The 19,858-nt window shown below is 34.5% G+C and carries 19 protein-coding genes and 1 tRNA gene; 8 read left to right on the top strand and 12 right to left on the bottom strand.

Annotation, left to right across the window (positions count from 1 at the left end; all coding sequences use genetic code 11):
* Complete coding sequence (locus tag AC5YGG_RS04230) at window positions 1–1,641, top strand: serine hydrolase domain-containing protein (protein ID WP_496143207.1); 1,641 nt, start codon at window positions 1–3, stop codon at window positions 1,639–1,641.
* Between the two features lie 189 nt (window positions 1,642–1,830).
* Here AC5YGG_RS04230 and AC5YGG_RS04235 read toward each other — a convergent pair whose 3' ends face one another.
* The 9 genes from AC5YGG_RS04235 to AC5YGG_RS04275 form a co-directional block, all read right to left on the bottom strand.
* Window positions 1,831–3,249, bottom strand: coding sequence for an L-serine ammonia-lyase (locus AC5YGG_RS04235; protein ID WP_496143209.1), 1,419 nt, complete (start codon window positions 3,247–3,249; stop codon window positions 1,831–1,833).
* Between the two features lie 118 nt (window positions 3,250–3,367).
* A complete protein-coding gene (locus tag AC5YGG_RS04240) occupies window positions 3,368–4,057 on the bottom strand; it encodes an alpha/beta hydrolase (RefSeq protein ID WP_496143210.1) in 690 nt (229 codons plus the stop codon).
* Window positions 4,058–4,303: 246 nt separating this feature from the next.
* Complete coding sequence (locus AC5YGG_RS04245) at window positions 4,304–4,933, bottom strand: YceI family protein (protein ID WP_496143212.1); 630 nt, start codon at window positions 4,931–4,933, stop codon at window positions 4,304–4,306.
* Between the two features lie 78 nt (window positions 4,934–5,011).
* Window positions 5,012–5,578, bottom strand: a complete 567-nt coding sequence (locus AC5YGG_RS04250) for a YceI family protein (protein WP_496143213.1) — start codon at window positions 5,576–5,578, stop codon at window positions 5,012–5,014.
* A gap of 143 nt (window positions 5,579–5,721) precedes the next feature.
* Window positions 5,722–6,771 carry a glucokinase gene (locus tag AC5YGG_RS04255; RefSeq protein ID WP_496143214.1) on the bottom strand — a complete coding sequence of 350 codons (1,050 nt, stop codon included), beginning with the start codon at window positions 6,769–6,771 and terminating at the stop codon, window positions 5,722–5,724.
* A 116-nt stretch (window positions 6,772–6,887) separates the two neighbouring features.
* Window positions 6,888–7,451, bottom strand: a complete 564-nt coding sequence (locus AC5YGG_RS04260; protein WP_065393669.1) for a hypothetical protein — start codon at window positions 7,449–7,451, stop codon at window positions 6,888–6,890.
* A gap of 533 nt (window positions 7,452–7,984) precedes the next feature.
* Window positions 7,985–8,122 carry a hypothetical protein gene (locus AC5YGG_RS04265; RefSeq protein WP_496143216.1) on the bottom strand — a complete coding sequence of 46 codons (138 nt, stop codon included), beginning with the start codon at window positions 8,120–8,122 and terminating at the stop codon, window positions 7,985–7,987.
* A 127-nt stretch (window positions 8,123–8,249) separates the two neighbouring features.
* Complete coding sequence (locus tag AC5YGG_RS04270) at window positions 8,250–9,269, bottom strand: helix-turn-helix transcriptional regulator (protein WP_496143217.1); 1,020 nt, start codon at window positions 9,267–9,269, stop codon at window positions 8,250–8,252.
* A gap of 147 nt (window positions 9,270–9,416) precedes the next feature.
* Window positions 9,417–9,752 carry a HopJ type III effector protein gene (locus tag AC5YGG_RS04275; RefSeq protein WP_496143218.1) on the bottom strand — a complete coding sequence of 112 codons (336 nt, stop codon included), beginning with the start codon at window positions 9,750–9,752 and terminating at the stop codon, window positions 9,417–9,419.
* Window positions 9,753–9,913: 161 nt separating this feature from the next.
* Here AC5YGG_RS04275 and AC5YGG_RS04280 point away from each other — a divergent pair, with 161 nt between their 5' ends.
* From AC5YGG_RS04280 to AC5YGG_RS04290, 3 genes are all read left to right on the top strand, one after another.
* Window positions 9,914–11,296 (top strand): RtcB family protein, encoded by a 1,383-nt coding sequence (locus tag AC5YGG_RS04280; RefSeq protein WP_496143219.1) that lies wholly within the window; start codon window positions 9,914–9,916, stop codon window positions 11,294–11,296.
* Window positions 11,297–11,424: 128 nt separating this feature from the next.
* Window positions 11,425–11,532 (top strand) — tRNA-OTHER (locus AC5YGG_RS04285).
* Between the two features lie 192 nt (window positions 11,533–11,724).
* The gene (locus tag AC5YGG_RS04290; protein ID WP_496143220.1) at window positions 11,725–13,479 is read left to right on the top strand and encodes a hypothetical protein; all 1,755 of its coding nucleotides are present in this window, start codon (window positions 11,725–11,727) and stop codon (window positions 13,477–13,479) included.
* A 217-nt stretch (window positions 13,480–13,696) separates the two neighbouring features.
* Here the strand turns inward: AC5YGG_RS04290 and cobC are convergent, their stop codons facing one another.
* Genes cobC through cobT form a run of 3 tightly spaced genes read right to left on the bottom strand, consistent with a single transcriptional unit; the run spans window position 13,697 to window position 16,023 of the window.
* The gene (gene cobC / locus AC5YGG_RS04295; protein ID WP_496143221.1) at window positions 13,697–14,251 is read right to left on the bottom strand and encodes an alpha-ribazole phosphatase family protein; all 555 of its coding nucleotides are present in this window, start codon (window positions 14,249–14,251) and stop codon (window positions 13,697–13,699) included.
* A complete protein-coding gene (locus AC5YGG_RS04300; RefSeq protein WP_496143222.1) occupies window positions 14,236–15,018 on the bottom strand; it encodes an adenosylcobinamide-GDP ribazoletransferase in 783 nt (260 codons plus the stop codon). Before AC5YGG_RS04300 ends, cobC begins: the two co-directional genes overlap by 16 nt.
* Window positions 15,019–16,023: a nicotinate-nucleotide--dimethylbenzimidazole phosphoribosyltransferase gene (cobT, locus tag AC5YGG_RS04305; protein WP_496143223.1), complete on the bottom strand. Its 1,005-nt coding sequence runs from the start codon at window positions 16,021–16,023 to the stop codon at window positions 15,019–15,021. It lies immediately after the preceding gene.
* A 341-nt stretch (window positions 16,024–16,364) separates the two neighbouring features.
* Between cobT and AC5YGG_RS04310 the strand changes: the two genes are divergently transcribed.
* From AC5YGG_RS04310 to AC5YGG_RS04325, 4 genes are read left to right on the top strand one after another with little or no spacing between them, the layout of a single operon-like run.
* Window positions 16,365–17,114, top strand: a complete 750-nt coding sequence (locus AC5YGG_RS04310) for a nucleotidyltransferase domain-containing protein (protein WP_496143224.1) — start codon at window positions 16,365–16,367, stop codon at window positions 17,112–17,114.
* A 12-nt stretch (window positions 17,115–17,126) separates the two neighbouring features.
* Window positions 17,127–17,759 (top strand): hypothetical protein, encoded by a 633-nt coding sequence (locus AC5YGG_RS04315; protein WP_496143225.1) that lies wholly within the window; start codon window positions 17,127–17,129, stop codon window positions 17,757–17,759.
* A gap of 18 nt (window positions 17,760–17,777) precedes the next feature.
* Entirely contained in the window at window positions 17,778–18,509 is a 732-nt protein-coding gene (locus AC5YGG_RS04320; protein WP_496143226.1) for an ATP-grasp domain-containing protein, read from the top strand.
* 30 nt (window positions 18,510–18,539) lie between these two features.
* Window positions 18,540–19,610 (top strand): nucleotidyltransferase domain-containing protein, encoded by a 1,071-nt coding sequence (locus AC5YGG_RS04325; RefSeq protein WP_496143228.1) that lies wholly within the window; start codon window positions 18,540–18,542, stop codon window positions 19,608–19,610.
* The last annotated feature ends 248 nt before the right edge of the window (window positions 19,611–19,858 follow it).

Genomic DNA, 19,858 nt, shown 5'->3' on the forward strand with positions numbered 1-19,858 from the left:
ATGAAAATCAAGTTATTATTAGTGCTAGTCTTCCTGGCACAGTGTTGTTACGCCCAAATTGAAGGAATCTGGAACGGCGAATTGGATACTCAATCTTCAAAACTTCCTCTGGTTATTACAATAACAAAAAAAGCAAAAGGCTATACTTCAAGCTTAGCCAGCCCACAGCAAAGTTCCAAGGAATTCCCTGTAGATAAAACAGATTTCAATAACAATGAACTTACATTTGAAATAAAAAGCATCAATGCAGGCTATAAAGGAGTTTACAAAACCGATCATTTTGAAGGTGATTTTATCCAGAATGGGCAGAAATTAAAACTGAATCTTTACAGAGAAATCAAGTCTGAAGATGATAATATTCCTTATCTCAACGGGAAAGCCATTAATACTCAAAAAATCGATGATTTTTTAAATTATATGGTTCAAAACAACCAGGAAATCGGAAGTATATCTATTTTCAGAAATGGAGCAGAAGTTTATAAAAGAGATTTTGGACAGAAACTTTTACCTACAAATGTTATCTATGATCAAAACACAGGATACCAGATAGGTTCCATTAGTAAAATGATCACAGCAGTTATGCTTCTTCAGTTGGTTGAAAATGGAAAACTTAATCTTTCCGACCCCCTTTCAAAATTCTATCCCGAAATTCCTAATGCTAAAAAAATCACTATTAAAAATATGCTGAACCATACCAGCGGCTTGACGGATTATGTAGGAAAAGCCAGTAATAATAACTGGTTATTCGACAAATCTGTGGGTGATAAAGCAATCATTGATACCATTAAAAAAAATGGAGTAAGCTTTCAGCCGGGAGAAAAGACAAGATATTCCAATTCTGCCTACTTTTTACTAAGTAGAATTCTGGAAAAAATATATAACAAACCTTATAACGTCATTTTAAAAGAAAATATTCTTGATAAAGTTGCGATGCATGATACTTTTTCAGTTCTTGATCATCCTAAGAATATTTTTAGATCATATGAATTTAAAAAAGACAGCTGGACAGAAGTTAAAGACTTTAATTTTCATAACTGTATCGGATTAGGCGACATTACTTCCACCCCGAAAGATTTGAATGTTTTTATCAATGCTTTATTCAATGGTAAATTTGTAAAGAAAGAAACTCTTGACATGATGATCTCCAATAAAGAGGAAAAGCTTTTTGGTACTGGAATCATGAAAATGCCGTTTTACAACATCATTTATTACGGACATGGTGGTGATACTGCCGGAAGTCACTCTACGCTTGGCTATGATCCTAATGACCAGCTATCCTATGCTATTACCATTAATGGGCAAAACTTTTCTCACAACAGTTTTTACGTTGCTCTCCTTAATCTGATTCATAACAGAGATTATAAATATCCGGTATTTACCAATGCTAAAATACCTGTAACTCAACTGGAAAAATATATAGGAGATTATTCGTCTAAAGATATTGACCTGGGAGTAAAAGTGTTTGTTAAAGAACCAGGACTATATGCTCAGGCTTCCAATCAGGCTGAATTTCCTCTGACTGCTACAGAAAAAGATCAGTTTACATTTAATAAAGATGGTATACAGTTTCATTTTATCCCTGAAAACAATCAACTTAAGCTTACTCAGGGCGGGAAAACTTTCTTGTTTAATAGAAAATAAACTATGAATAGTTTTGGCTAAAGCCAATATAATTATTTCATATTTAATCGGATCTGGATAAAATTAAAATAACGATCACAATCTTTATCATCCATAAGAATTGTAAGAAAGGATGCAAAAACTCCCATCATACAAACAAAAAACCTTAGATACAAAATCTAAGGTTTTTTATATTTTAAAATAATCATCTTAACATTCAGGAACGTTCACTGCGATAGCTAATCCTCCTTCTGAAGTTTCCTTAAAACGGTCACTCATAGATTGTGCCGTTTCCCACATTGTCTGAATGACCTCATCTAATGTTACTTTTGCTTTAGCGGGATCACTTTCTAATGCAATATTCGCTGCTGTGATCGCTTTCATGGCTCCCATTGTATTTCTTTCAATACACGGAATCTGTACAAGCCCTTTTATTGGGTCACAAGTAAGCCCTAGATGATGCTCCATAGCAATTTCTGCTGCCATCAATACCTGTCCTACGTTTCCTCCTAAAATTTCTGTAAGCCCAGCCGCTGCCATTGCAGACGATACTCCGATTTCCGCCTGGCAACCTCCCATTGCTGCAGAGATTGTTGCATTTTTTTTGAATAAAGTACCTATTTCTCCAGCTACCAATAGAAAACGGATAATATCATCCTCACTGATTGAATCCGTAAAAGCTTGAGAGTACATTAAAACGGCAGGGATTACTCCACTTGCACCATTGGTAGGCGCTGTAATAATTCTCCCGAAACTTGCATTTTCTTCATTCACCGCCAATGCAAAACAAGCGATCCATTTATTGATATTGGTAAAATTTTCTTCAGCATCTACTACCTGCTGAAACCACTCATCTTTATTTTTATAGATCTTGTCACCGAGCAGCTTTCTGTTGATACCGGCTGCTCTTCTGGAAACATTTAATCCTCCCGGAAGAATACCTTCCTTATTTACACCTTTATAAATACACTCCTTGATCTGTTCCCAGATATAAAGTGCCTCCTGCTTTGTCTCTTCCTGTGTTCTCCAGCTTTCCTCGTTGATAAAAATAAGATCTGAAATTTTCTTAAGACCAAGCTTCTCACAATATTTTGCAATATCAGAAGCTTTATGACATGGGTACAAAGTACGTACACATTGTTTTTGTATAGAGTTTTTCTCCTGACTTGCAATAAAACCTCCACCCACAGAATAAAAATCCTGTACAAGCTCAGTTCCATCTTCAAATACAGCCTTAAAGATCATCCCATTTGGGTGAAAATCAAGGTTTTTCTTCATATTTAAAATCAAATGATGACCATAAATAAACGGAATCACCTTTTCACCACCAAGATTGATGGTTTGAGTACTTTTTATATAGTCTATCTTCTCATCAATTTTTGAAGTATTGATTGTCTTAAAATCTTCACCGTTCAATCCCAGCATTCCGGCAATATCTGTCCCGTGTCCGATCCCCGTTTTTGCTAATGAACCAAAAAATTCAAGAAAAACTTCTTTAACTTCAGCTATTGATCTTTCTCTTTTTATAATTCTGATAAATGCAGATGCTGCATTCCAGGGTCCCATTGTATGTGAACTGGACGGACCTATCCCTACTTTAATAATCTCAAAAACCGATATTGATTCCATAAATGATTCTTCATTTTCCTCAAAGCAAAGATACATGATAAATCCTAATAAAAATCAGTATTCTGAATAGGTTTAATGATTATTTAAGAATTTTGGCGGCTATAGGAAAAATAAAAATTTATACTGTACTTTTATCTTGCTTTTCGGCAGATATTTCCTTTTCAGAATCTTTAAATATCTCATTCAATATTTTGGAAACTTCTTTAGATTTAGTCGCTGGAAATAAATGAGTTCCTCCCTTAATCACATAGTCCGGTTTTGAATTTCTGATAGGAAAAACAATATCCTTATCCCCCAATATCTGGATAACATTCGGATTTTCATCAAATTTCCATTCTGAAACCTTTTCTACAGACCATTTCAGATAATAGGGATCTCTTACTCTAAAGTACTGAAGCAATCTTGGATTTTTAGGATCAAAAAGCTTTCTGATGATGGCATATACATTGGCTGCTTTTGTATTGAAGAGCCCTACCGGTAATATGCGTGGGATTTTAGTAACCTCTCCCGTTTTTATGAATTTGGATTTTTCCTTATCGGATTTTATACTTCCCAAGATCACAACTTTCTCAGCAGGTTTCAATTGATTAATCTCCTGAACCATTATTCCGCCAAAAGAATATCCTACTAAACAGAACGGTTCTGAAGTATCTACTTTCTCTGCCATTCTCTCTACATAAGCATGAAAAGGCTCATTTTGCTTTGGAATAAGCCAATCTATAAAAATCAATTCGCAGTGCTTGGGAAACTCCAGTCTTTCAAGTACTTTAAAGTCTGCTCCAAGACCGCTTACAATATAAATTTTCATAGTACTAATTTATAAAAAATAAGGAAAGGATGTGCTTTTAGATGGAAAAGAATTCTATGTACAAAACTTATAACATTCTGTTTAAAAATTGCTGATAACGTTGTTTAGAACCTTAAAAGGACAAATTAAATGTTTTGAGGATATTATAAACTTTAGATTAGCACTCATAGATCATTTATAAAGTCTATTCACAAAAAAAGAGCAGCTCCTGAGAACCGCTCATTTTTATCAATATAGTATTTAATCTTACTTCTTTTTCTTTACAGGAACTCTGTTATCATTATCCAGTTTTTCAGTAGAAACTTTGAATTGGATATCCATTTCGTTCTTGATGAAATAATCTTTCAATGAAGACTGATAGAACACTTTGAAATCTCTTCTGTTTAATGAGAATTTCGCAGACTCAATAACTGTCGTAAACTGAGTAACATATACATTTGCAGGGAAAGATATTGTTTTTCTCACTCCTTTAAGGGTAAGATCTCCATACACTGTAGAATTGAATTCACTGTTTGCTAAAGGAATAATTTTAGTCAAATGAAACTTGGCAATAGGAAACTTTTTCACTTCAAAGAAGTTGGAGCTTTTCAGATCATCTGTTAATTTGATTTGATCTTCATCAGAAACATCTCCCGCCATTATACTTCTCATGTCTATAATGAACTCTCCATCTACCAAAACAGTATGATCAAAGTTGAATTTTCCACTCTTTAACTTTACCGTTCCGGAGTGAGAGGAAGCTTCAGTTTTTACAACCTTATATCCCCACCATCTGATCTCTGACGAAGTCACTTTTGAAACTTTATCAAATTTCCTTTGGGCAGAAACAAATGATATGCTTGCGCACACCATAGCAAACAATAGTAATCTTTTCATTCTTTTTTATTTACAATTCAACAAAAATAAAAAAAAGTGTAGAACTTCTACACTTTTAATAATCTTTTTTTGATTAATTTATTGAGCAGTCACCTTTACGATCATATCGATGTCATCTTTTAAAAAGACATCCTGCATAGAAGACTTGTAAGATACATCAAATTTTTGTCTGTCAAAAGAAAACTTATTAGATACTAAACTTACTACTCCTTTGCTGTAAGCAATCTTAGCAGGGAAAGAAATTGCATTGGTTTTTCCTTTTACAGTAAGATTTCCAGTTACCAGAGAGTTGTAGATTTTATCGTTGTTTTTCTTTACAGCAGTAATTTTAAAAGTAGCAGTCGGGAATTTTTCAACTTCAAAGAAATCACCATTTTTAAGGTGTCCGTTCAGTTTTTGTTGAGAATCACCTGAAACGTCAGTTGCATTGATAGAAGTCATGTCCAATACAAAGCTTCCTCCTACAAGCTGGTTGCCTTTCATTACCATATCTCCTGATTTTACTTTTACAGTACCATCATGAGAACTCGCTTCAGATTTTGCTACTTTGTACCCCCACCAGTGAACATCAGATGCTACAACTTTTTTAGACTGTCCGAAAGCTAAGCCACCAGCTAATACTGCTAACAAAAATATTTTCTTCATTGTTTAGAATTATTATAATTAAATTAAACACAAAGGTAGCCAACTTATTTGATAGATTTCATTGATGTATAATAAGAATATCAATTATTTTTATGAATAATATCATCTTATTAAAAAAGCTCCGAACTTCTTCGGAGCTTTTTTTATTCTTGATAGTAGGCAGTATACAATGCCATACCTTTTAATGCCGTATGATTTTGCTTGACCAGATAGATCGGAATATTTTTAAGCATTCCCTCCATTTTATCACTGATCTTGAATTTTTCATAGAATTTATCCTTATCAATATATTCTCTTACCATCTGAGGAATATCACCTGCGATCAGTAATCCGCCGGTTGCTTTAACCTTTAAGGTAAGGTTATTCGCTTCTCTTGCTAAGAATTCAAGGAAAGTATCCAGCGCAATTCTACAAATCAGCACATTTTCTTCTACTGCTGCTTTGTACAATTCTTCAACGAAATTTCCATTGGAAAGACGATCACTTAGCCATTCCGGTTCAGGATGCCTTTTTACATCTCTCAGGAAACGATAAATATTAAATAATCCTGATTTGGATAATACATTTTCCCAACTTACAATTCCATAAATATTATTTAGGAACTGATAGAACTCAACTTCTACATTGGTTCTCGGTGAGAATTCCGAATGTCCTCCTTCTGTAGCGAATGGTCTCAGGTTTTTCCCATCAAAGAAATAACCAGCTTCACCAAGTCCGTTTCCAGGAGCAAGGATGGCTACGTTTCCTTTTTCAAGGTGCCCACTTGTATAGATGGCATCCAGATCATCATCTTCAAGAAGAGCCATTCCGTAAGCAGAAGCTTCAAGGTCATTCAGCATCTCTACTTTTTCAAAACCGAAATCTCTTTTATATTCTTCCACATCAAGGTTCCAGCCTAATCTAGCAGGGTTACTTTTCCCGTCAATCACAGGTCCCGGCACAGCCATTCCTAAACGTTTTACATTTTCTAACTGATTATCCTGAATGAATTTTCTCAGAATATCATTGAAAGAAGCATATTCCTTAGTAGAATATGTATTTTGAATTTTTATCTCAAGACCTCCGTTACCGGAAACAAAATAGCCTAAGATTGTTATATCTTCACGAAGACTTGCTCCAATGATAGAAACATTATCATTATTACTGTTCTCTACTCCTGGTAAATAAAGTGGAAATTTTGGATTCAGAATCATAACCTCAAATTTTACCAAATATAATAATTGTTTTTGTAAAACCTGCACAGAACAAAAAAACCTTTCCACTTTCGTGAAAAGGTTTTGGTTAATAATTGTTTATATATTAAATCTAACTACTTTCCTAATGGAATATTATACCCGAAACCTACTCCGATATTCCCCACATTATAGTCTTGTCCGGCTAAATCTCCTTTAGTTCCTACAAAAACCTTTTGGTATTGTACGAAGAAGTTCCAATCTCTGTTGTGGTATCCGATTTCCGGCTTGATGTAGAAACCTCCGTTTGCTCTTTCCACATTCGTGTTTGAAGCTACAGTTTTATCTCCTACAAGGAAACCATATCCTAAGTCAGTTCCGAAATAGAAACCTGTCTGTTTTGGATAAATTCTTACTAAAGCAGCTACAGGAACCACTCCTACATCATTATTTTTATAACCGTTGTTATCTTTTCCAAAATAGTGAGTATATCCTGATGCGATACCTAATCCAAATCCAGGAGTAATAAGGTTCTGATAAGCTACATCTACTCCAACGGCAGCTGAAAGGTTATCTGAAGGAACTGCTAAACCAACATTCGCGCCTACTTTGATCATGTTGTTCATTTTTGAATCCTGTGCGCTTGCTATACCTGCTGTTAAAATTCCAGCTAGCAAAATTGCTTGTTTAAACATTTTCATAACTCTAATTTTTAAATTTTACTAAACAAGAGGATGTAAAAATCGTGCCAAGTAACGTATCCCTCAGTTTTTTAACACACATAAAACAATTAAACAAATGATTATCAATGCTTTATTTTATGTTAAAATTTAAATAAACGTTTAACAATTTTTATAAAAAAAAGTGCTCAAAATGTGAAATATGTATAAAAAGTTAAAGAATAAAAAATGTAATTCATTATTATAAAATAAATTTCACTGTTGGAAATCGCAAAGGCGCAATTGATATTAAAAAATGGATGCTTTAAGGCGCAAAGATTTTATCAAAAATAAAATTGTACACGGCTTATATTGCCACGAATACACACATGATTTATTAGGCAGTGGCTTAAAAAATCTCAGTATAATACTTGCTGAAAATCTTGGATTTTCTTGCGCCTTAAGAATGGTCAATGAAATATTTATCTATCCAACTACCTTTTTACAAAAAAAGAGACTGTTCGTAATAACGACAGTCTCTTTTCGATAATTTTAAATTTAAACTACTTTTACGTTTAAGCAGTAATCTGCTTGGGTTCTTTCTCTTTCTGATCTACTTTTTTATCAAGTTTTTCAGATATTTTTTTAACGACATATTCAATCGCTATAGGTGCTATAATTGCAATTAATGCTTTAAATATTCTTGATTTCATAGTGTGATTTTGTACTTGATTACTACAATTTCCAAGCCAAGATAAAATCAAAATTGAATTTTTAATTAATAATTGTCATAAAAACAGTAATTCAAATTCATATAAAGCCTATAAAATCAATATAAAACTAAATTTCTTCAGGAAGTACCAGTTCCTGATAATTTTTACTTCCGGCTTTGAATTTTTCCTCCATTCTCAACCTCAGTTTTTGAGGTTTATGCACCACAAGAGAATCTCCGAAACCCAGCAATAATCTTTCTAATTCATAATTGATCTGTACACAGATTCTAAAAAGTGTTCCTTCTTTTGTTTCACTCACAATCTCTTGGCTTTTGTGAAGTGGTTTGGTTTTTACATAAGGAGCATTAGCAGAATCTACAAAGAAAACTACTTTTCTCGGAACTATTGACTCGGCAACGGTAACGCCTACAATATCTTTAAAGTACTCATCACCATCCAGGTTTTTATCAATATAGGAAGCTTTTTCGTCAACTTCAATAGTTTCCATTCTATCCAAGGCAAGATTGTACATCTTTTGTTTATAAAGACAAACAAGAAACCAGCGGTTGTTGAATTCTTTCAGGAGTTGAGGATGAACTGTGTAAATACTAGATTCCCTGGCAGTAAAGCTTTTATAAAGGATTTTCAGTACTTTTTTATTTAAAATATTTTCATACAAAATATCAATATGTTCCAATCCTTTCAGCTGTTCATTTTTATCTAAATGAATAATCGACTTCTGGCTTGTGGAGTGAATGGAATCTTCCAATTTCTGAATAACTCCATTCATTTCTTTGAACATTGAAAAATCTTTAAACTGCTTCAGAATCTGAATAGCATTGTTCATCGCCTTAAGATCACTTTCGTTCACTGAGATATTATGAATACTGTATTCCGGATCACTGTAACGGTAATATTTTCTTTCATATACTTCAATAGGCGCTTCATACCCGAATTTTTCGCTTCGCATATTCTGAAGATCCAGCTGAACCGTTCTTTTGCTTACAAAGGATTCCTTTCCCTCAAATTCAAACAACGCTTCGGAACACTCATCAATAAGGTCTTCCAGTGTATATTTACGATACTTATTTTTGAGACACTTGTCTAATGTCTTGTAACGGATTAATGCGTTTTTATTGGATGACATGATTTTATTTTTTGTTAAAAGCAAAGGAAACCGGAAAGGGATAAAAGAGATTTTTCATTTAATATTATCCCATATTTTACCTACTACAAAAACTGCAGCATATCAAAACATGCCCATCAATATTCTTTACTTTTTCAGCTTAAAAAATTATTTCTCATTCAAAGGGTTCCCTTCAAATATCAATCCGTCCCAGCCGAATTCCATGAAGTTTCTGATATTCTGATGATCTGTTCCTTCAGGGTTTTTAAGTACATCATCTCTGTAAAATTCTCCAAAAAGCGGAAGTGTCTGTTCTTTCGTTAAGCCATTATAAGAGGCAAAACCGAAAATCTTACAAGAACCGTTGTTCTGCCCTTCTTCATTTCTTGTATTTCCGTTTTTAAATGCTGTAGGGGTAAAATCGTAATTAGCATCTATATAAGCAATAACATCACTGAATTGGATAGTTTCTGGAAAATGCTGTAGTTGTTCTAATAATAACATAGTCTGTAGATTTATATTGTAAACAGATACTTAAAGCCAGTTACAGAACCGGAATTTCTCTGTCATTTTCTATTTTTTGTAAAATTAATCAAAATTTTCTTATCTACGCAAAACTATTGCGCAATACGTGTATTACTTTGCACTATCAAAATCAAATAACAATGGAATTTAATGGAAATCACTTAATCGAATTAGGATATAGACCAGCGAAATGGTTTAAAGATGCCATTACCTATATCAATGAAAATAATCTGAATGCAGATCAAATCAATGAATATCTGGTGCAGTTCAGACAACCGGATATTATCCCACTTCACGACACACCTCAGGACTTTATTATTAATATCAGAGCTGAACATGAAAGTGAAAATGATAATGTAGAAAAGGTAATCAAAACGATGAAAGTGCTGATGAAAACGCCAACGCTGACCGGAGGTGCTCTAATGCCTGATGCCTGTCCTACGGGACCGGAGGGACAGATTCCTGTAGGAGGTGTGGTGGTAGCAAAAAATGCTATTCATCCGGGATTCCATAGCGCAGATATCTGTTGTTCTGTGATGTTAACAGATTTTGGAAAAGCAAATCCTAAGGAGGTTCTTGATGCTGCTCATTCTGTTACTCATTTCGGATATGGAGGAAGACCAAGAGGTGAACAGATGCCTATGTCTCAGGAATTGATGGATGCTTTCAGAGAAAATGAGTTCTTGAATGATGAAAAACTGATCAGTATTGCCCGTTCTCATATGGGAACACAGGGTGACGGAAATCACTTCCTGTTTGTAGGAATCTCAAAAAATACAGGAAATACCATGCTGGTAACTCATCACGGATCAAGAGCTCCGGGAGCAGCATTATATGATAAGGGAATGAAGGTTGCCAATCGTTTCAGACAGGATATTTCTCCTGAAACACTAAGAGAAAATGCATGGATTCCTTATGATACTGAAGAAGGAAAATCATATTGGGAAGCACTTCAGCTAATAAGAACATGGACAAAGGAAAACCATACCAACATTCATGATGCCGTTCTGAACAAACTTGAAATGGAGAAAGAGAACAGATATTGGAACGAACATAATTTTGTTTTCAAGGATGGTGATCTTTTTTATCATGCTAAAGGTGCTACTCCATTGGATGATAAGTTTATGCCTGATATTACAGGACCTAGACTGATTCCTTTGAACATGGCGGAACCGGTATTGATTGTTCAGGGTAAAACGAATGATAGAAATCTTGGCTTTGCCCCACACGGAGCAGGAAGAAATTTCAGCAGAAGCCAGCATAAGAGATCTCTGGCACATAAGACCACTGAAGAGATCTTTAATGAGGAAACTGCAGGACTGGATATTCGTTTCTATTCTAATGAAATTGATATTTCTGAATTACCGAGCGCTTATAAAAATGCAGCTAATGTAAGAGCTCAGATCGAAGAATACGGACTTTGTGAAGTATTGGATGAGGTGATGCCTTACGGATGTATCATGGCAGGTGATGTTCAGAAAAATGCACCCTGGAAGAAAAAGAAAAAATATAGAAAAGCTTAATATTACTATGATCTAAACCTTATAGGTTTTTGAAATCTATAAGGTTTGGAAAAAACAAAAAAACTAATAACCCAACCTTCCGGATGTAAAAGTCTGTAAGGTTCATGAAAACTTTTTTCATAAAGGCAGGGGCAGTAGCTCAGATGGTAGAGCAACAAAATTACTTTTCGCTACAGGCAAATGAAGTTCCTATGAATCCTAATTGTGTGTCACAGGTTCGAGTCCTGTCTGCTCCTCAATAAAATAAGGCAAAGAAAGTTTCTATATGTTAGAAATACTTTCCGCTTTTTACAAATTATCAGGCAAAGGGAGTTCCTATTTTACTGGATTTTACTTCCCGCCTTTTCAAAACTATAGGTAAAAGGAGTTCCTATACAATTTCACTTTTAATGAACCTACTCCTCACTTATTTTTTTAAAATGAAAACAATGAAAACATTACAATTATTCAATGCTGTACTGGCTAAGGAATCGAATGCAGAGCCATTTATTTCTAATGACGGTTTTATTATTGAACCTCATGCAGTCTGGGCAAAAAAAGAAATCATCGCCTATTATTCAAAAGAAAAGCTGAATGGAAATGATTTGAATAAAACGTTCCATAAATCTTGGGAGAAGATAAAAAATACTTCCAGAACTGACTTATTTTTTGAACAGATTCAACATTATATTTCAACGTATGGAAGTAATTTTCAGAGTGAAATTTACATTCCTAAAGAAATATTGAATATACCTGACACAAAGTTGATTTTTAAAGTAATAAAAGCTTATACAATAGAAGAAATGCAGGAAAAATGTCTTTCTCTATTGAAATCCGGAATTGCTTTGAAGGAAGAAACAATTAATGATTTACTGTATATTCTTCATACGGAACTGGAATATGATTTTACAGGAAAAGAAAATATCCGAAATAAGGAAGCCATTATAAAAATTGCTGATCTGTACGATATTTATCCTGAAAATCCTGTTGAGTTTTTTCGTTATGTAATCTATAAAACAACCCAAACGACGCTTTTAATTAAAAATGACGAATTGATTGATTTAATTAAACAGAGTAATTTTAACCCAACATCTCTGTTTAACAGCTTTGGTATGGAAAAACTGGCAGAAATTTTCAACAGATTTAAACCATTATTCCTTGCTTATAAAAACAGAGCTCCAAAAGCGGTTAATAAAATCTCAAAGCTTTCTAAAGTATATCATAAGCCATTAATTTCCAATCCGCTAAATGAGGCAACGAACACATTGCTGGAGAATAGTGATTGGCATTGGCTGGAAAATGCAACGCCGTTTGCATTATTCAAAGCTTTATCAGCATGTTACTCAAGAATGTATGGTCAGGATACTTTTGTATACAGAATCAGAAATGGAAAATCGTGGGTTAAAAAAGGGAAGGAAACTTATGTGAATCAATTCAACTATGAATTTATTTTGGATTTCCTAAAACTGAAGTATGAAAATATTTCCGGAAAGAAATTCTATTTCCCTGAGAATATAGAATTCGCACTTCCTACTTCTGAAAAGATGTTTGTAGGAAATATCCCGACAGGAACCCGTTTCTCTGGTGAAAAACTAGCTGTAGGAATCTATTGGGAAGATGGATGGGGAGCGTATGATCTTGATCTTTCGGCATTGAACATCGGGGGAAAAACAGGCTGGAATGCTGCTTATAATCAGGATGACGGAAATCTGATGTATTCCGGAGATATGACTTCTGCGCCCAATGGTGCTGTGGAATATCTGTATGCCAATAAAGGGCTGCATGTTCCTACACTGGTCATGAATAATGTATATGCAGGAAACACTGAATGCGGATATAAAATTGTGATCGGTAAAGGCGATGATATTTCAAGAGAATATATGATGAATCCAAACCATCTTTTTGCTGAAGTGAAATGTAATTCTGTTCAGAGACAGACTGTCCTTGGAATGTTACTTCCAAAAGGAGGAAAACAAACTTTTGTTCTGTTGAATTTTGGTGCCGGTCATTCTCATGTTTCCGAAAATTCTGAAACTTCAGAGATGGCAACGAACGCTTTATACCAGCAATGGTATGAACCGATCTCTTTCAATGCGCTAGTAAAAGAGCTGGGAGCAGAGATTACAACAGAAAAAATGGAGGCTGATTTTGATTTTTCACTGGAAACTTTAGAAAAAGATAGCTTTATCAATATTTTTAAATAAATAGGTTCAAAACCATGTGATTTTGTCACGTGGTTTTTTGGAATAATATTCAGAAAGAAATATACTTTTAAAAATATAAGAATATAGATTCCTACGGAAGGACAAATAGAGATCTTCTGTAGTAAACATACACTTTGTCATCTAAACTTATGTATTCAATTATTAATAAAGTTTTCGACAAAAAAGATTCAGCATTTGCCTTTCTTATATTCGTTCTTTACACGTTCATCTTTTTAATAGAAAAATACCCTTCCTTACTCTCAACAATTACTTTCTTACCATAATCAATCTGAATGGTAAACATATTTTCCAATGGAAATTGCAGTACATATTGTAAAATCAGACGGATAACACCGGCATGGGCAATTATTAAAGTTTTACGGATATCTTTTTTTACAATAAGCTCATTCCAGAAGCTCAGCACCCGCGTTTGCATTTCAACAAGATTCTCACCTCCGGAAGCCTTTACATGAATAAAATCTTCATACCAGGGAGTTATTTCTTTTTCAGGAATATCAGTCCATTTCTTTAATTCCCAATCTCCGAAATTCATTTCACGCAATCTTTCATCCGTTGAATATTTGAATTTAAAAAAGTCCGCCAAAAGACAGCATCGTTGAGCAGGGCTTGAAACGATATAATCAAAATCAGGATCAAGATTTAAAACTTCAAAATCTTCCTTATGCTCTTTTCGTAAAGGCATTTCGGCAAATCCATAACAAAGGTTTTCCGGGTTATCTACAGCGGTATGCCGGATCAGATGAATTTCCATACGATCATTGTTCCAAGATAAAATAAAACTTCAGCCACCTGTTGAACAGACCCCAGACAATCGCCGGTATATCCTCCGATATGTTTTTTAAAATACCATCCCATACAGATCTTTCCCAGATATGCGAGTGCAAAAGCTAAAATCAAGCGCCAGTCCGGAATGAAGGCAAAAGAAATTAAAACCCCGATAAAGCTTACTCCCAAAGCCAATCCGTCTAAAGGTTTATTGGCTAAAGGTTTAGATTTGCTTACATCAATATCAGTCACATACTGATGCGTATAGATCATGGTCCCGGAAATAAATCGGCTAGAAGTATGAGCAAGAATTACAACAGCTAGTGTCTTCCAGAGATCGGCTGTTCCCAAAGCCTGAATACTAAAGAATTTTAAAGCAAAAAGCAAAATAATCCCTATGGTTCCATAAGCTCCTACTCTGCTGTCTTTCATTATCGTAAGAATCTTCTCCTTACCATATCCGCCTCCAAAACTGTCACACATATCTGTAAAACCATCCTCATGAAATGCTCCCGTAAGTAAAACACTCCCTATCATCATGAGAACAATACCTATCTCCAGATTAAAAAGTTGTGTGGCAAGATAGAGAATAGCAGCATTCATCACTCCTACCAGAAACCCTATCCAAGAAAAATATTTTTGAGATTTATTCATAATCTCACTGGAATACGGAAGGGTAAACGGAACCGGAATTCTTGTAAAGAACATAAGTGCCGTTGCAAAGTAGATCAATTCGTTCTTTATGGTCTTCATTTATTCTTTATTTGAAACCTGAGCGTCTTCAAAACTGGACATTTCATTCAGGAAATTAACTGCGCTCTGGATAATCGGGTAAGCCAAAGCACAACCAGTTCCTTCTCCCAAGCGTAAATTAAAATTCAGCAACGCTTTTTGTCCCAATAGTTCGAGAAGCTGAAGGTGGGCATTTTCATCACTTACATGACAGAATATAGAATTTTTAAGGATTGCAGGATTCTTTTTCCATGCAGTAGCCATTGCAACCGTTGCAATGAATCCATCTACCATGATCAGCATATTCTGGCGAAAAGCTTCTTCCATTGCTCCGATCATCTGGGCAATTTCCAGACCTCCAAAGGTTTGTGCAATCTCATCGGGACTTACGGCATCAGGATATTTTTCTATTGCTGCTGATAAAATATTGATTTTATTCTGCAACTGATCATCATTCAGTCCGGTTCCGCGTCCGATACAGCTTACGATGGAAAGATCAAACAATTTACTCATCATCAGTGAAGAAGCAGAAGTATTTCCAATTCCCATTTCACCAAATCCAATGATATTGCAACCCGTTTCTGCAATTTCGGCAACTACAGAACTTCCGTTATTTAAAGCTTTCTGGTATTCTTCTAACGTCATTGCAGGTTCTTCAAGAATATTACGGCTGGATTTTCTGACTTTTTTATCTATTAAATTCAATCCTTCGGGAAAATCAAAATTGACTCCTGCATCAACAATTTTTATATTCATATCATGTTGTCTGCAAAATACATTAATTGCCGCCCCGCCTCCCAGGAAATTCATCACCATCTGATAGGTCACTTCCTGCGGATAGGCACTTACTCCTGCCTTTGCAATTCCGTGATCGGCAGCAAAAACCACCATGTGCGGATGGGATAGCTGAGGAGAAGTTGTGTCTTGAACCATCCCAATTTTATGGGCAAGGTTTTCCAAATCTCCTAATGCGCCAAGAGGCTTGGTTTTAAAATCAATTTTATGCTGTAATTCTGTGGTCAACATGGATGTAAAGTAGTTATGTTAAATAGAGAAAGTGCAATATTAGTGAAATAAGGAGTATTGTGGGTAATGTTTGTACAATGGATTGATGGTGGATAGAGAGAAAAAGAGATAATAGACAAAGAGATGAGAGATAAAAACCCCTGAAAATGGAACGGAGACCAATATTTCAGATTTGAGACTCAGATAATTTAAGCATAAAACCCTTTTATATTGTAATAAAAATCTTAAACCTCCGCCACTCTAATACTCTAATACTCTAATACTCTAATACTCTCAAACAAAAAAACTACGCACAAATACTGCGCACTACCTCTCTTACTTTGCATTATAAATTAAAAACAATGACACCAAGAATATTAGAAAAAATAAAAGAAGTAGAAGGAACAAAAGGTGTAGAAGTACTTCTTGCCGTTGAATCCGGAAGCAGAGCCTGGGGTTTTGCCTCGCCTGACAGTGATTATGACATACGATTTATATACCGCCATGAAAAAGACTGGTATCTTTCGCCCTGGGATAAAGATGAAACCATAGAATTTATGACAGAAGATGATCTGGACGGTTCCGGATGGGATCTCCGAAAGACATTTCATCTTTTGCTGAAATCGAATGCAGCATTATTAAGTTGGTTCTACTCTCCTATCGTTTATGAGAAAAATGACAAGTTTGTGGAACTTTTCAAGCCATTGGCAGATGCCTGTTTTTCTCCAATAGCAGTTTCGTATCATTATTTAAGCATGAGCAAAAAATACCTTGAAGTTTGCAGAGCTGATGAAGTAAAATTAAAAAGTTATTTTTATTGCCTAAGAACTGCACTTACAGGAAAGTGGATCATAGAAAAAGGAACGGTTCCTCCTGTATTGTTTAGTGAGTTGCTTGTTTTAGTGGATGATGAAACCAGAACAAAAATAGAAGACCTTATAACTTTAAAAGCCACGAAAGGAGAAGCTTATTATCATCCGAATGATTGGGAATTGTTTGAGTTTTTGGAGAAAACAATAGCAGAAAATGAGGAAAAATCGAAAAGTTTGAGAGGAGGAAATGCGGATAAAGCTGAAATAGAGAGGGTTTTTAGGGAAATATTAAACATGTAAAGGAAAAACAAAATGAAAATATTTAATTTTTTCAGAAAGAAGGAGGTTACACATGGTCAAAAAAGAGTTGAGAAATTGCTTTCTAAAGAAGAAAAAACACATGAGTTTGTTGAACAATGTGAATTATTAAAGAACGAATTAGGGCTTGAAGTTCCATTATCAGTCATTGAATGTTTCAAAAAATACGATCTTCCTAAAAACAATTATTATTACAGTATTTTTTGGGATATAGATGATGACAGCTTTGAAATTTTCTATACCGAAGCTTTTATTGAATGGATAGTTACCCGATACCAAGACCTTCATGGATTTGATACTGATTTGAATGAATTATCAAAACAACTGGATGAGGCTATTTATGAATATCGCATGAAAGAAAAATGTTTTGACAGAACAAATCCTGATTTTGATTTTATCAACAAATGCTATGAAGAATTCAGGAAGTCCGGACAAGAATTAATCATCACCATGGAGCTTGGACATTATGATCATCTGCTTCTTAATACTGAAGAAAAAGGCAACGTGGCAGATAGCATATCATCTTATCAAACAACAAAAGGAATAAAATACAAAGTTCTTACACAGTCTAAGCCACTACAGGAACTTATCAGAGAAGCTTTGGAAAGACAGAAAAACCAATATTAATATTGTTAAATATACCCAATGAAAAATATAATAGCACTTTCCCCCATATACACGGAAGACAGCAATAATCTAAAAAAAGCATCCCTTAATTCACCATATGAACTGAACCGTTTCAATGCGAAATGGAATGTTCCTGAAGAGTTTCGCTCTGATGTGATTGCAGTATATGGCGAAGATATCTATTCCGAAATTGTTGCTGAACAATGTAATCTGACTTTAACAAAACCAAAAGATAACTGGCTTGCTGGTATTTCAGAGGAATTTACAAAACGTAAAATTTCCTATGCACAATTGAACGATTTTATTAACGAAGAAGATATTTTCATTAAATGTTCTGACTTTAAAAGTTTTAAAGCAGGGGTTTATCACAAAGTGACGGATATTAAAGGTTTTGATACTATAGATCCAAGCGCAGCAGTTTTCACTTCGGAAGTTGTAGAATGGGAGCTTGAAGTAAGATGTTTTGTACTTCATCATGAAATAAAAACATACTCTTCTTATTGGAGAAACAATAGTTTTGATACCAATTCCTTATCTGAAACTGAAAAGAACGATATGCTTGAGTTTTTTAAAAAATTTATCAAAAAGTATTCTACTACTTTACCCAATGCTATAGTTCTGGATTTTGGTATTATCAAAGGAAAAGGCTGGGCATTAATTGAAGCTAACCCGGCATGGTGCTCTGGATTATATGCCTGTGATGCTGAAAAAGCTTTAGAAGTGATTGTAGAAAGCTGTATTAAAAATTAGGGCACAATAAAGGAAAATGTAACAACTACAATGACTATCCAAGACCTCAAAAACAAAAACCTCATCCTCTTCGAAGCTATCTCCGGTAGCCGCGCTTTCGGTCTGGCAACGGAAACTTCAGATACGGACATCCGTGGAGTGTATTATTTACCTAAAGAAGATTTCTTTGGGCTGAACTACATTCCACAGATTTCCAATGAAACGAATGATATTGCGTATTACGAAATCGGAAGATTTGTGGAATTATTGCAGAAGAATAATCCTAATATTTTGGAAGTCCTGGCAAGTCCGGAAGATTGCATACTTCATAAAGATCCGGTGATGGATGTACTGAAACCTGAAGATTTTATTTCAAAATTATGCAAAGATACCTTTGCAGGATATGCTGTTTCTCAAATCAAAAAGGCAAAAGGTCTTAATAAAAAGATCCTGAATCCTATTGATAAAGAAAGAAAATCTATCCTTGATTTTTGCTTTATACTTAAAGAACAAAATGCTGTTTCTTTAAGCAAATGGTTGTCCGCAGAAGGAAAAGTTCAGGAAAAATGTGGATTAACAGCTATTGATCATACAAAGGGAATGTTTGCCTTATTTTATGATGATGCAGATGTTTTGGGCTATAAAGGAATTATTCAAAACGAAGATGCCAATCAGGTTTCTGTATCGTCTGTTCCAAAGGATAAAAAGCCGGATGCATATATGTTCTGTAATTTGGATGCCTACTCTACGTATTGTAAAGATTACAGGGAATATTGGAAATGGGTAGAAGAGCGCAATGATGAGCGTTATAACGTCAACAAAACCCACGGACAGAACTATGACAGCAAAAACATGATGCACACCATCCGTTTATTGCAATCCTGTGATCAGATTTTTAAAACAAAATCATTGCAGACAAAGGTTGATAACCGAGAAGAATTATTGGATATTAAATCCGGAAACTGGTCTTATGAAGCTGTGATGAATAAGGCAGATGATTTAATACAATCTATTGAAAAGCAATATGCTATTTCAAATCTCCCTAATTATCCGGATCTGGAAAAAACAACAAAAATACTTGTTCAGATCAGAGAACAACTATACGGCGGAAATTATACATAATAAATAATGAGTAATAAATAGTGGGAAATAACAACAGTAAATCCCACTCTCATACTTTCAAACCCTAAAATTCCTCGTATTATAAGCCATGATTTCAATTTTTTTAATTTAAAATGAATTAAAAGCACTGATTATGACAACATTCCTTTCAGTTTTCATGAATAAATTCTAGTCTTGAAAATAAAATTTTATTTAAATTAATTATTGTTTTACGATAATTAATTATACATTTGTAATACTAATTAATG

The sequence above is a fragment of the Chryseobacterium sp. CS2K3 genome (assembly GCF_059515185.1).

Excerpts from the sequence above, each read along its gene's own strand:
- AC5YGG_RS04230 (WP_496143207.1), top strand. The coding sequence starts at position 1 with ATGAAAATCAAGTTATTATTAGTGCTAGTCTTCCTGGCACAGTGTTGT.
- AC5YGG_RS04235 (WP_496143209.1), bottom strand. The coding sequence starts at position 3,249 with ATGGAATCAATATCGGTTTTTGAGATTATTAAAGTAGGGATAGGTCCG.
- AC5YGG_RS04240 (WP_496143210.1), bottom strand. The coding sequence starts at position 4,057 with ATGAAAATTTATATTGTAAGCGGTCTTGGAGCAGACTTTAAAGTACTT.
- AC5YGG_RS04245 (WP_496143212.1), bottom strand. The coding sequence starts at position 4,933 with ATGAAAAGATTACTATTGTTTGCTATGGTGTGCGCAAGCATATCATTT.
- AC5YGG_RS04250 (WP_496143213.1), bottom strand. The coding sequence starts at position 5,578 with ATGAAGAAAATATTTTTGTTAGCAGTATTAGCTGGTGGCTTAGCTTTC.
- AC5YGG_RS04255 (WP_496143214.1), bottom strand. The coding sequence starts at position 6,771 with ATGATTCTGAATCCAAAATTTCCACTTTATTTACCAGGAGTAGAGAAC.
- AC5YGG_RS04260 (WP_065393669.1), bottom strand. The coding sequence starts at position 7,451 with ATGAAAATGTTTAAACAAGCAATTTTGCTAGCTGGAATTTTAACAGCA.
- AC5YGG_RS04265 (WP_496143216.1), bottom strand. The coding sequence starts at position 8,122 with ATGAAATCAAGAATATTTAAAGCATTAATTGCAATTATAGCACCTATA.
- AC5YGG_RS04270 (WP_496143217.1), bottom strand. The coding sequence starts at position 9,269 with ATGTCATCCAATAAAAACGCATTAATCCGTTACAAGACATTAGACAAG.
- AC5YGG_RS04275 (WP_496143218.1), bottom strand. The coding sequence starts at position 9,752 with ATGTTATTATTAGAACAACTACAGCATTTTCCAGAAACTATCCAATTC.
- AC5YGG_RS04280 (WP_496143219.1), top strand. The coding sequence starts at position 9,914 with ATGGAATTTAATGGAAATCACTTAATCGAATTAGGATATAGACCAGCG.
- AC5YGG_RS04290 (WP_496143220.1), top strand. The coding sequence starts at position 11,725 with ATGAAAACATTACAATTATTCAATGCTGTACTGGCTAAGGAATCGAAT.
- cobC (WP_496143221.1), bottom strand. The coding sequence starts at position 14,251 with ATGGAAATTCATCTGATCCGGCATACCGCTGTAGATAACCCGGAAAAC.
- AC5YGG_RS04300 (WP_496143222.1), bottom strand. The coding sequence starts at position 15,018 with ATGAAGACCATAAAGAACGAATTGATCTACTTTGCAACGGCACTTATG.
- cobT (WP_496143223.1), bottom strand. The coding sequence starts at position 16,023 with ATGTTGACCACAGAATTACAGCATAAAATTGATTTTAAAACCAAGCCT.
- AC5YGG_RS04310 (WP_496143224.1), top strand. The coding sequence starts at position 16,365 with ATGACACCAAGAATATTAGAAAAAATAAAAGAAGTAGAAGGAACAAAA.
- AC5YGG_RS04315 (WP_496143225.1), top strand. The coding sequence starts at position 17,127 with ATGAAAATATTTAATTTTTTCAGAAAGAAGGAGGTTACACATGGTCAA.
- AC5YGG_RS04320 (WP_496143226.1), top strand. The coding sequence starts at position 17,778 with ATGAAAAATATAATAGCACTTTCCCCCATATACACGGAAGACAGCAAT.
- AC5YGG_RS04325 (WP_496143228.1), top strand. The coding sequence starts at position 18,540 with ATGACTATCCAAGACCTCAAAAACAAAAACCTCATCCTCTTCGAAGCT.